An 11,739-nucleotide genomic window follows, 5' to 3' on the forward strand; every position below is an offset into this window, starting at 1 on the left:
CCTCAACTGAACATTGAGGGCAAATCAACAGAGCTTTCGTTGCCGATCTTGTCGCGATTGACCCGCAGAAAGTTATCCGTCGCCGCATAGCCGGCATCCTTCAACCGCCCAAGGATGAAGGGTGACGGTAGCAACTTGGTCGCAACCGACAGATCGCGCATCAACTCGTCATCCGCAATCATATGAATTTTTACGTCCCGCATCGATTCATTGTTCAGGGCACCGTTGTGCAGCAACCGTTGAACGAAGTTGATTGCCCGCAATTCGCGCAGAAGCGACGAATTGAAGCTGATCTCGTTCACCCTGTTCTGGATCTCATTGGGCGTGCAAGGCACCTCGTCGCGCTCCATCGGGTTGATGTTCACGATAACGATGTCTTCAGGCAAAGACCGTGAGAATAGCGGGAAAAGCGCCGGATTTCCGGTGTAGCCACCATCCCAGAACGCTTCCACCCGCCCACTACGTTCATCATAAAACTCAATGGCTTGAAAGACGGTTGGCAAACAGGCGGAAGCCAGGATCACGTCGGTTGTGACCTCTTGTTGCGAAAACACCCTGATCTTTCCGTCGCGTACCCGGGTTGTGTTCACGAAGAAGGCCGGCCCATCATCGGCGCAAACCTCGTCAAAGCGAAACCTGTCCACGATCCGACGCAGAGGATTCTTGTAGAATGGACCATAGGCATAAGGGCTGAAGAACTGGCTGGCCATGTCCGTCAGCGAATAGGGCAGCGAATATTCGATGGCTTGCGTAACGATGGAGGGCGTCGGAAACAGCGTATTCATCCAGTTGGTCAGGCGCAGATCATTGACCGCACCCACCTGCGCCCACAGCCAGTCAAGATTGTCGATCGCGGTCTGTCGCCCGTCTTCGCCCGCGGCGTGGGACAGGCCGGCTTTCACCGCCGCCCCGTTCAAGGCCCCGGCGGAGGTGCCGGAAATCCCGGCAATCTCCAGCGCCGGATCTTCAAGGATACGTTTCAGCGCACCCCAGGTAAACGCGCCATGGGCGCCCCCGCCCTGAAGGGCGAGGTTGATGCGTTTCGGTGCGCTTGCCCGTCTGCGTGTCACAGCGCGGTCCAACCGCCATCTACACTGATCGTGGTGCCTGTGATCTGTGCAGCTGCGTCGGAACATAGGAAGATCGCGGTGCCACCCAACTGTTCAACCGTGGCAAACTCCTTGGAGGGCTGGCGCGCCAGCAAGACATCACGGATCACGGTTTCGCGGTCCATGTCGTATTCCTTCATCGTGTCGGGAATTTGCGCTTCGACCAGCGGGGTCAGCACATATCCCGGACATATGGCATTCGCGGTGATGGGCTCTTCCGCCGTTTCCAGGGCGGTTACTTTCGTCAAACCGACCACGCCGTGCTTGGCGGCCACATAGGCCGATTTGAACGGCGATGCGGTCAGGCCATGGGCAGAGGCGATATTGACCACCCGGCCCCAACCGGCCTCGCGCATCAGCGGCAGGGCCGCGGCCGTCGTGTGAAACGCCGACGACATGTTGATCGCGATGATCGCGTCCCATTTCTCGGGTGGAAATTCGTCGATCGCGGCAACATGCTGGATACCAGCGTTGTTGATGAGGATATCACACCTGCCTGCCTGCTCGATCAGGGTGCGGCAATCGTCACCTTTCGACATATCCGCCTTGATGTAACGGGCAGTCACACCATGTTCCTTGGACAGGTCTTCGGCCAGCTTGTGGTCTTCGTCGCGATCGGTGAAGGAATTCAGAACGACATCTGCTCCAGCCTTCGCCAGTTCCGTCGCGACGCCCAACCCGATGCCCGAGTTAGATCCGGTGATGACCGCAGTCTTCCCCTTGAGTGACATGTTTCGTCCCCTTGGCCGTTTGCAGTTGCAGCAACTCTAGCTAGACGTCAGGGAAATGAAAGGTTTGTCAGTGGTGGGCTGCCCAAAGAAAAAAACGCCCGCACAAGGCGGGCGTTCAGTCATTGAGGCAGGTTTCATACAGGCAAGAAACCTATCGAGCAGTGATTTCAATATAAGCAATCCGACGCCCACCTCCAAGGCAAAAGTTTGAAAAATCTCGGAAGTCCCCCTAATCATGATGAAAGGGCAGTTCTGGAGCAGGATAATAAAAGATGAGACTCGGTAAAAATAACGTGAGGCACCAAGTTTTCTTCGCCGCAGCACTTGTCGCGGCCAGTTTTTCCACCGTTGCGGCAGAGCCACAGCACGCCATAGCTATGTATGGTGATCCGTCGCTTCCACCGGATTTTGTGTCGCTCCCCTATGCAAACCCGGACGCCCCCAAAGGTGGCCGAATCGTCTTTGGAGAACGCGGAGGTTTCGATTCTCTTAATCCCCACATTCTGAAAGGGAACGCACCTTGGGCAGTAAGAGCCCATGTTTTCGAGAGTTTTCTGGCTTACAACCGTGATGAGGCCTTCACGCTCTACGGGCTTTTGGCCGAGTCGGTGGAAACCGGGCCGAATCGCGAATGGGTCGAATTCACCTTGCGACCGGAGGCCCAGTTCAGCGATGGCAGCCCCGTCACCATCGAAGACGTGATGTGGTCTTACGAAACACTCGGCACCGAAGGTCACCCGCGCTACCATACCGCATGGAGCCAGGTCGAAAGCATGGAACGGACCGGCGAGCGCGGTGTACGCTTCACGTTCAACACCGAGGACAAGGAGTTGGCCCTGATCATGGGGCTGCGCCCGATCCTGAAAAAAGCGCAATGGGAAGACAGAGAATTCGGTGACAGCTCGATGGAACCGCCCATCGGGTCATCCCCCTATCCTATCGCTGAATTCGATGCCGGGCGGTCCCTTACCCTGCGCCGCAATCCCGACTACTGGGGTGCCGATCTGCCGTTCAATCAGGGTCTGAACAATTTCGACGAGATGCGGTTCGAATTCTTCGCGGATGCGGGTGTACTATTCGAAGCTTTCAAGGCGGGCGAGATCGGCGTCTACCGCGAAGCCAATGCCGCGCGTTGGGCCGACAGCTATGATTTTCCCGCCGTACAGTCGGGCGATGTGGTGAAGTCGGAAATTCCGCATGAACGGCCCTCCGGGATCAATGGGTTGGTGATGAACACGCGCCGACCGATCTTTAAGGACTGGCGGGTCCGCGCGGCGATGATCCATGCCTTCAACTACGAATTCATCTCGCAAACGCAAACCGGCAGTGCCGATCCACGCATCACGTCCTACTTTTCGAACTCGGTTCTCGGAATGTCACATGATGCAGCGGATGGCCGGGTTCTGGAACTGCTCGAACCCTTCGCGGCGGACCTGCCGCAGGGCGTGATAGAGGGCTATTCCCTGCCCGTCTCGGATGGCAGCACCCGCAATCGTAAGAACCTGGCCGCAGCCATGGACCTGCTGAACGAGGCCGGATGGTCCAGCGAAGGCGGTACGCTGGTGAATGAAGCTGGCGAACCTTTCCGCTTCGAGGTCCTGCTGAGCCAAGCCGGCAGCCTGACACGCTCCGCCATGGAGGATCAGGCCATCGTCAACATCTTCGCGCAGGCCTTGGAACGGCTGGGCATAGAGGTGCGCATCACCACGGTCGATCCCGCACAGTATTTCGAGCGCACCAACAATTACGACTTCGACATGACCTACTACATCCGGTCCCTGTCGCTGTCGCCGGGCAATGAGCAGAAGCTCTACTGGAGTTCCGAGGCCGCCGAAACGCCCGGCACCGGCAATTGGGCCGGTGTGAACAGCCCGGCCGTCGATGCGATGATCGACCAGCTGCTGAATTCGGACAACCGCGAGGATTTCGTGGCCGCCGCGCATGCGCTGGACCGCCTGCTGACCGCCGGGCGCTATGTCATCCCGCTGTGGTATTCGCAGGTGTCGCGCGTGGCGCATCGCAAGGACCTGCATTACCCCGACACCTTGCCCGTATATGGCGACTGGACCGGGTTCCTGCCCGATGTCTGGTGGTACGAAGACTAGCCACCGGTTTGCCAATCTCCCTTCGTGTGACTAAGTCTTGCGCAGCAGCCACGCGAAGGGAGCCACCATGATAAAGCTAGATATCCTGTCCGACCCGATCTGCCCGTGGTGCTATATCGGCAAGACCTTCCTTGATCGTGCACTGGCCCAACGCAGCACCCCAGTCTTCGCGATCGAATGGCATCCCTTCCAGCTGAACCCCGACATGCCGCGTGAAGGTATGGATCGTCGCGAATATCTGGAAACCAAATTCGGCGGCAAGGACGGCGCGGTGCAGGCCTATGCCCGGATCGACGAAGCAGCAAAAGCAGCCGATATCCCGATCAACTTCGACAAGATCCAGCGCACACCCAACACGCTCGATGCCCACCGGCTGATCCATTGGGCAGGTTTGGAAACCAAGCAAGGTCCGGTCGTGGATGCCCTGTTCAACGCCTATTTCGTCGAAGGCCGAGACATCGGTGATCACGAGGTTCTGGCCGACATCGCGGATGCCGCCGGCATTGATGCCGCGCTTGTACAGCGATTGTTGAAAAGCGACGCGGATTTGGAAGACATCCAGACCCGCGATCGTCACAGCCGGGAAATGGGGGTAAGCAGCGTACCGACCTTCATCGTGGCCAACCAGCACGCCGTTCCGGGTGCGCAACAGCCCGATTTGTGGCTCAAGGTCATGGATGAACTGGAAGCCATGGGACCCCCCGAAGACGCCGAGATCTGATCGGGAAATTTACGCTGGCACCTCTGGCTCCGCCGCGATAGGTGAGACGCGCCGGAGGCGCTTATGATATCCCGAAGACACCCGTCCAAATCCGAATTCATCTTCCTGATGGCGATGACGATGGCGATCATTGCCTTCTCTATCGATTCGATGCTGCCCGCCATGCCCAGCATCGCGGCAGAGCTCAGCCCGCTGGATCCGAACCGCGCACAGCTGATCATCACCAGCTTTATGTTGGGGATGGGCGTCGGGACGCTGTTCTCCGGCCCGATCTCGGACGCTGTTGGTCGAAAACCCGTCATGTTGGGCGGTGCCGTCGTTTATTGCGCGGGCGCGGCCTTGGCATGGCACGCACCGTCGATGGAGGTCATGCTGGCTGCCCGCGTCTTGCAGGGCATCGGCGGGTCCGGTCCCCGTGTCGTTGTCATGGCAATCATCCGCGACACCTATGCCGGGCGTAGCATGGCCCGGATCGTGTCGCTGGTGATGATCGTCTTTGCCCTTGTTCCCGCACTGGCACCCACAATCGGCGCGGGCATCATCCATTTCGTCGGCTGGCGGGGACTGTTTCCCGCCTATATCGCCTTTGCCATGATCGCCGCCGTTTGGCTGTTGATCCGCCAGCCCGAAACCCACGCAAAGGAAAAGCGTAATCCGCTTTATCCCCGCACCCTCCTGCGGGCGCTGAAGGAGGTCGTGAGTCACCGCACAGTGCGCATTACCATTGCCGTCCAGATGCTTGTTTTTGCGACGATGTTTACCACGCTGTCCTCCACGCAGATGGTGTTCGACCAGACCTTCGGACGTGGCAGCGAATTTCCCTTCTGGTTCGCGGTCATCGCCTTGATGTCCACCGTGGGCGGCATGATTAATGCCACACTCGTGGTTCGCATTGGTATGCGCCGCGTTGTTGTAGGGGCGCTTACCATGCAAGCCGCCATGTGTGCCTTCTACCTGTTCGGAGCACTGTTCGACATCTGGTCAGCCCATGCGCAGTTCTATGTGTATCTGCTATGGGTGCTGTCGATCTTCGTGATGATCGGTCTGACGCTTGGCAATCTGAACGCGCTTGCGCTGGAGCCGATGGGACATGTCGCGGGCATGGCGGCATCCGTCGTCAGTTGCCTTGCCACCATTGGCGGCGTGGCGATTGCCGCACCTTTGGGCCTGCGCTTCGACGGAACGGCCGTACCGCTCGCAGAAGGCATCCTGCCCTGCATCGCACTTGCGCTGTTCCTGACCACCCGGCTGAAGGACTGACTTCTCAGCCCTTCGCCTGTTTCGCAAGATCCTGCGCGATCGAAAACGCGCCCTTGATCTTGTCGCTGTCCTTGGCCCAGTCACGACGCACGACGATCTTGTTGTCCTTGACCTTTGCCAGCCCCTTCTGCGCCTGAACGAATTCGACCAGCCCCTGGGGGTTGGCGAATTTGTCGTTGTGGAACTGGATAGTCGCGCCTTTTGGCCCGCCATCCAGCCGCGCGATCCCGGCCTTCTTGCATTCCGCCTTGATCCGAACGACCAGCAGCAGCGTGTTGACCTCTTTCGGCAGCTTGCCGAACCGGTCGATCAACTCGGCCGCGAAACCTTCCAGCTCGACCTTCGTGGACAGGCCCGACAGGCGTCGATACAGCCCCAGCCGAACATCCAGATCCGGCACGTAGTCCTCGGGGATCAGCACCGGAACACCCAGATTGATCTGCGGCGCCCATTGGTCGTCAGACTCGGACAGGCCCTCCATTTCGCCCGTCTTGATCTTGGCAATCGCCTCTTCCAGCATCGACTGGTAAAGTTCATACCCCACTTCGCGCATCTGGCCGGATTGTTCTTCACCCAGCAGGTTCCCTGCCCCGCGAATGTCCAGATCCTGCGAGGCCAGCGTAAACCCTGCCCCAAGGCTGTCGAGAGACCCCAGAACACGCAGCCGCTTTTCGGCCTGCGGCGTCAGCTTCATACGGGGCTTGGTAGTCATATAGGCATAGGCACGGGTCTTGGACCGGCCCACGCGCCCACGGATCTGGTAAAGCTGCGCCAACCCGAACATGTCCGCGCGATGGACGATCATCGTATTGGCCGTCGGGATGTCGAGCCCAGATTCCACAATCGTCGTTGCCAGAAGCACATCGAACTTGCCGTCATAAAATGCGTTCATCTTGTCGTCCAATTCACCGGCAGCCATCTGGCCATGCGCGACGACATAGGTGACTTCGGGCACCTGGTTCTTCAGGAAATCCTCGATCTCCGGCAGGTCTTTAATGCGCGGTACGACGACGAAGCTCTGCCCGCCGCGATAATGTTCGCGCAACAGCGCCTCGCGCAGGGTCACGCTGTCGAATTCACTGACATAGGTTCGGATCGCCAGGCGGTCCACAGGCGGAGTGCCGATGATCGACAGGTCGCGCACGCCTGACAGCGACAATTGCAACGTGCGGGGAATGGGCGTTGCGGTCAGGGTCAGAACATGCACATCCGTGCGCATGGATTTAAGGCGCTCCTTGTGCTGCACGCCAAAACGCTGTTCCTCGTCGATCACCAGCATGCCAAGGTTCTTGAACCGCACGGCCTTGGCCAGCACCGCATGTGTGCCCACCACGATATCCACCGTGCCGCGTGCAAGCCCGTCACGGGTTGCCTGGGCTTTCTTCGCCCCGATGAAGCGTGACAATGCACGGACCTCCAGCGGGAATCCGCGAAAACGTTCGCGGAAGCTTTGCGCATGCTGCCGCGCCAGCAGGGTCGTTGGCGCGATCACCGCGACCTGCACACCCGACATTGCAGCGATGAACGCCGCGCGCATCGCAACCTCGGTCTTTCCGAAGCCCACATCGCCGCAAATCAGCCGGTCCATAGGTTGGCCGGATGCCATGTCGGTCAGCACGTCCTCGATCGCGTGCAACTGGTCATCGGTTTCCTGATATGGAAACCGCGCACAAAACGCGTCCCACATACCGTCTGGCGGCTCCATCACGGGCGCCGTGCGCAAGGCCCGCTCGGCGGCAACCCGGATCAGCTTGTCGGCAATCTCGCGGATGCGTTCTTTCAGGCGCGCCTTCTTGGCCTGCCACGCACCGCCGCCCAGCTTGTCGAGCAGCCCTTCCTCATGTCCGTAGCGGCTGAGAAGTTCGATATTCTCTACCGGCAGGTACAGCCTGTCACCGCCTGCGTATTCCAGCGCCAGGCATTCGTGGGCCGCACCCATCGCGGTGATGACTTCCAGCCCGTTATAGCGCCCGACACCATGATCCACATGGACGATCAGGTCTCCGGGGCTGAGGCTTTGGGTTTCCGTCAGGAAGTTCTCGGCCCGTTTCTTGCGCTTGGGTGCCCTGATCAGACGGTCGCCCAATACGTCCTGCTCCGAAATGACGGTCAGCCCCTTGGATTCAAAGCCGTGTTCCAGCGGCCAAACAGCGAGGAAGAGCCCCCCGGTCACATCAGGAATGTCTCGAAAGTCTTTGATTTCCTTAGGATCAAGAATGCCTTCATCCTCGATCAGCCCTTTAAGACGTTCCCGCGCACCTTCGGAATAGCTGGCGACAACGACGGCGGATGACTGGCGTTCTTTCTGAATATGATCCGATAATGCGCTGAATAGATTTATGTTCTCTATCTGCCGCTCCGGCGAAAAATTACGCCCGATGCGTCCACCCGCGTCAATGACATTCGGACCCGTCGCCTGCGCGAGCGGATTGAATTTCAACACCCGTCGATCCGACAACTGATCGTCCCATGCCGCATCATCGAGATACAGTTCACCGGGTGGGCATGGTTTGTAGACGGAATCAAGCCGCCCCTTGGCGGTCATGGCTTCCTTGCGGGTGTCGTATTGATCCTCGATCGACTCCCACCTTGCCACGCGCGCTGCATCAAGCTGATCGTCGAAACTGACAGGCACATCGGGCAAATAGTCGAAGATCGTCTCCAGCCGTTCATGGAAGAAGGGGAGCCAGTGCTCCATTCCCTGATGTTTGCGGCCCGCGCTGACGGCCTCGTAAAGCGGATCGTCAGAGCCCGCAGCGCCGAATTCGATACGATAATTCTGTCGGAACCGCATGATCGCGGCCTCGTCGAGGATCACCTCTGACACCGGTGCCAACTCGATCATCCTCAGCCGTTCGGTGGTGCGCTGGGTTTCGGGGTCGAACTTGCGTGCTCCATCCAGCACGTCGCCGAACAAGTCCAATCGTATGGGTCCGCTTTCACCCGGTGGGAAGATGTCGATGATCCCGCCACGGATTGCGTAGTCGCCCGGCTCCATCACCGTAGGGGTTTGCACAAACCCCATGCGGACGAGGAAGCTCTTCAACCCCTTCTCATCGATGCGCCGCCCCACCTGCGCGGAAAACGCCGCTTCGCGCAGCACATCACGTGCCGGGATTTTCTGCATCGCTGCGTTGAGCGTGGTCAGCAGCACGAACCTCTTGGGCGCTCCGTGGACCAACGCCGCGAGGGTGGCCATCCGCGCCGCGGATATATCGGGGTTCGGCGAGACACGATCAAACGGCAGGCAGTCCCATGCCGGGAAGCTGAGCACGGGCATGTCGGGCGCGAAGAACGCCAGCGCTGCGCGCATCGCCTCTAACCGCTTGTCGTCGCGCGCGATATGCAGAACCGGACCGCCGGTGCGGTCCGTTTCTTTCAACACAAGCCGTGCGTCGAAGCCTTCGGGCGCGCCGCCCACTGTCAGATGCTGCGATCCAGTTTGCGCCATGGCTGGCCTCTGTCGGTTGAAGGAAGGGATGGAGGTAATGATTGAGGCCCGGCTGTCAAGGCGGATCAGAAGAAGGTGTATGTCATCAGGTTGCGATAGCTGCCCCACATCGCTGTCAGGAAGATCATGATGAACACGACGATCTGGAGATGAAGGCGCAGCCGGTTCAGGGTTTTCGCGATGGTATCGAAATCATAACCCGCGCGAATGATCGCGCGGCTTGCGCGTCCGGTGAGCCAATCGTGGAAAGCCAACGGGATGGCCAGCAGGAACACGGCCTGCGCGAACCCCTTTCCGTAGCGGATTGACAAGACGGCAAGAGCAGATAGCACGAACGCCCACAGAAAGCTGCGCCAGACGCCCAGAAGGCCAGCGGTCTCAAGAACACGCCTGGCATGAAATCCGGCCAGCGCAATCACATCGGCCTGACCCTGCGTATCCCCATCGCGCGCGCGGCGCAGAAGATGAGGTGCCACGCCGAGGGGCGCGTGTATCAGGCGCATCCACAGCACTGCGGCAAAAAGCCAGTACCAGACATTTGAAAAAGACCGGAAATCAACGAATTCGAAGATGCTTTCAGGCACGGAGCCGCCTCATTATGGCTGTTTGGTGGCTGTTTAGCGGATGCCACCGGGTGTTCCTACTCTTGAGATCGGAGAAAATCCATGCCACCCAGACGCATCCCCAGCAAGGACACGCCCATGACCGACGATTTCGCCCAGCATCTGCGTCACCGCCCGCGCCGTTTGCGGCGCTCTCCCGCGATCCGCGGACTGGTTCGTGAGAACACGCTGACCGTCGACGATCTGATCTGGCCGATCTTCGTGCGAGATGGCGAAAACGACGAAACCCCTATCCCATCCATGCCGGGTGTGTCGCGCCTGACCGTTGACCGCGCCGTGGCGGCGGCGGAAATGGCCGTTGGCCTGGGCATCCCTGCGATCTGCATCTTTCCGTATACCGATCCGTCCTTGAAGACCGAGAGCTGCGAAGAGGCGTGGAACCCCGACAACCTGTCGAATCGAACGATCCGCGCGATCAAGCGCACCGTGCCGGAAATCGCCGTGATGACGGATATCGCGCTCGATCCCTACAACGCCAACGGTCACGACGGGATCGTGCGCAATGGCTATGTCGTGAACGATGAATCCGTGGCCGCGCTGACCCGTATGGCGCTGGCGCAGGCCGAAGCGGGGGCAGACATCCTTGGCCCGTCCGACATGATGGATGGCCGGATCGGCGCGATGCGTGACGCGCTGGAAGAAAATGGCCATAGCAACGTGTCGATCATGAGTTATTCGGCCAAGTATTCATCCGGCTTCTATGGTCCGTTCCGCGACGCCGTGGGTGCAAGCGGCGCGCTGAAGGGAGACAAGAACACCTACCAGATGGACCCGGCGAATGGCGACGAGGCGCTGCGGATGATCGCCCGCGACCTGGATGAGGGCGCGGATATGGTCATGGTCAAACCTGGCATGCCATACTTGGATATCTGCCGCCGTGTTAAAGACGGTTTCGGTGTCCCGACCTTCGCCTATCAGGTGTCGGGTGAATACGCGATGTTGATGGCCGCAGTGAAAAACGGTTGGCTTGATCGCGATAAAGTCATGATCGAAAGCCTGACGGCGTTCAAACGGGCAGGATGTGACGGAATATTGACCTATTTCGCGCCAGAGATTGCCCGCCGCCTGCAAGGGTGATGTTCCAAAATCCATGACACTCCGGACAGCTTGGGGTATCATGGGCACAATTCGCCCGCTAAGGGCGATCGCCAAGAATAAACAAGAGGCACAGAGCAATGAGTATTTTTTCCCGCCGAGGCTTCATGCTGGGCGCAGTCGCGACCGGTGTGGCGGCTTGTGACAATTCCGTGGGTTCCAACGGGGCCGGCGTGATCGATCAGCGCGTTCAGGCGACTCTGGACTACATGTACCGCACTTATCCCGACACGCGCGCGCTGGCCGATAATTCCGCCGGCATGCTGGTGATGCCGCTGGTGGCCGAAGCTGGCTTCTTCGTGGGCGGCAGCTACGGCGAAGGCGCGCTTCTGGTAAATGGCGTGACGGTGGATCACTATTCCGCGACCCAAGCCAGTGTCGGACTTCAGATCGGTGCGCAGCAGTATGCGCATACGTTGTTCTTCATGAGCCCTGACGCATTGCTGCGGTTCAGGACATCTCCGGGCTGGTCCGCAGGGGGCGACATCGAATATGTCGGTGGCGACTACAGCGGCAACATCAAGGCCGACAGCACGCAAAGCCAAAGTGCAGTGATCGCGCTTGTCTTCGCCCAGCAAGGACTGCGCGTCGGCGCGGCGCTCGAAGGCACGAAGTACACCCGCATCCTGCGGTAACCTAGACGA

General features: G+C 59.4%; 9 protein-coding genes. 5 read left to right on the plus strand and 4 right to left on the minus strand.

Going from position 1 to position 11,739, the window contains the following annotated elements; all coding sequences use genetic code 11:
- Nucleotides 1-2 precede the first annotated feature (2 nt).
- Together FPZ52_RS04865 and FPZ52_RS04870 are read right to left on the minus strand one after the other, a co-directional pair.
- Entirely contained in the window at nucleotides 3-1,070 is a 1,068-nt protein-coding gene (locus FPZ52_RS04865; protein ID WP_240804406.1) for a patatin-like phospholipase family protein, read from the minus strand.
- Nucleotides 1,067-1,840 carry a 3-hydroxybutyrate dehydrogenase gene (locus tag FPZ52_RS04870; RefSeq protein ID WP_146364239.1) on the minus strand — a complete coding sequence of 258 codons (774 nt, stop codon included), beginning with the start codon at nucleotides 1,838-1,840 and terminating at the stop codon, nucleotides 1,067-1,069. Before FPZ52_RS04870 ends, FPZ52_RS04865 begins: the two co-directional genes overlap by 4 nt.
- A gap of 272 nt (nucleotides 1,841-2,112) precedes the next feature.
- On the opposite strand from FPZ52_RS04870, the gene FPZ52_RS04875 reads away from it, so the two are divergent.
- From FPZ52_RS04875 to FPZ52_RS04885, 3 genes are all read left to right on the plus strand, one after another.
- The gene (locus FPZ52_RS04875; protein WP_146364241.1) at nucleotides 2,113-3,945 is read left to right on the plus strand and encodes an extracellular solute-binding protein; all 1,833 of its coding nucleotides are present in this window, start codon (nucleotides 2,113-2,115) and stop codon (nucleotides 3,943-3,945) included.
- A gap of 67 nt (nucleotides 3,946-4,012) precedes the next feature.
- A complete protein-coding gene (locus FPZ52_RS04880) occupies nucleotides 4,013-4,666 on the plus strand; it encodes a DsbA family oxidoreductase (protein ID WP_146364243.1) in 654 nt (217 codons plus the stop codon).
- 63 nt (nucleotides 4,667-4,729) lie between these two features.
- Nucleotides 4,730-5,926 carry a multidrug effflux MFS transporter gene (locus FPZ52_RS04885; protein WP_146364245.1) on the plus strand — a complete coding sequence of 399 codons (1,197 nt, stop codon included), beginning with the start codon at nucleotides 4,730-4,732 and terminating at the stop codon, nucleotides 5,924-5,926.
- Nucleotides 5,927-5,930: 4 nt separating this feature from the next.
- Here FPZ52_RS04885 and mfd read toward each other — a convergent pair whose 3' ends face one another.
- Together mfd and FPZ52_RS04895 are read right to left on the minus strand one after the other, a co-directional pair.
- Complete coding sequence (mfd, locus tag FPZ52_RS04890; RefSeq protein ID WP_146364247.1) at nucleotides 5,931-9,377, minus strand: transcription-repair coupling factor; 3,447 nt, start codon at nucleotides 9,375-9,377, stop codon at nucleotides 5,931-5,933.
- A 65-nt stretch (nucleotides 9,378-9,442) separates the two neighbouring features.
- Nucleotides 9,443-9,961 carry a component of SufBCD complex gene (locus FPZ52_RS04895; RefSeq protein WP_146364249.1) on the minus strand — a complete coding sequence of 173 codons (519 nt, stop codon included), beginning with the start codon at nucleotides 9,959-9,961 and terminating at the stop codon, nucleotides 9,443-9,445.
- 117 nt (nucleotides 9,962-10,078) lie between these two features.
- Here FPZ52_RS04895 and hemB point away from each other — a divergent pair, with 117 nt between their 5' ends.
- The gene (hemB, locus tag FPZ52_RS04900; protein ID WP_146365661.1) at nucleotides 10,079-11,077 is read left to right on the plus strand and encodes a porphobilinogen synthase; all 999 of its coding nucleotides are present in this window, start codon (nucleotides 10,079-10,081) and stop codon (nucleotides 11,075-11,077) included.
- A 98-nt stretch (nucleotides 11,078-11,175) separates the two neighbouring features.
- Entirely contained in the window at nucleotides 11,176-11,730 is a 555-nt protein-coding gene (locus FPZ52_RS04905) for a lipid-binding SYLF domain-containing protein (RefSeq protein WP_146364251.1), read from the plus strand.
- Nucleotides 11,731-11,739: the final 9 nt, after the last annotated feature.

Source organism: Qingshengfaniella alkalisoli, assembly GCF_007855645.1.
In the GTDB taxonomy this organism is placed as follows: Bacteria; Pseudomonadota; Alphaproteobacteria; order Rhodobacterales; family Rhodobacteraceae; genus Qingshengfaniella; species Qingshengfaniella alkalisoli.

Bases quoted from the DNA above. Each gene is read 5' to 3' on its own strand.
- FPZ52_RS04885 (WP_146364245.1), top strand. From the start codon at position 4,730: ATGATATCCCGAAGACACCCGTCCAAATCCGAATTCATCTTCCTGATG.
- FPZ52_RS04880 (WP_146364243.1), top strand. From the start codon at position 4,013: ATGATAAAGCTAGATATCCTGTCCGACCCGATCTGCCCGTGGTGCTAT.
- hemB (WP_146365661.1), top strand. From the start codon at position 10,079: ATGACCGACGATTTCGCCCAGCATCTGCGTCACCGCCCGCGCCGTTTG.
- FPZ52_RS04875 (WP_146364241.1), top strand. From the start codon at position 2,113: ATGAGACTCGGTAAAAATAACGTGAGGCACCAAGTTTTCTTCGCCGCA.
- mfd (WP_146364247.1), bottom strand. From the start codon at position 9,377: ATGGCGCAAACTGGATCGCAGCATCTGACAGTGGGCGGCGCGCCCGAA.
- FPZ52_RS04905 (WP_146364251.1), top strand. From the start codon at position 11,176: ATGAGTATTTTTTCCCGCCGAGGCTTCATGCTGGGCGCAGTCGCGACC.
- FPZ52_RS04870 (WP_146364239.1), bottom strand. From the start codon at position 1,840: ATGTCACTCAAGGGGAAGACTGCGGTCATCACCGGATCTAACTCGGGC.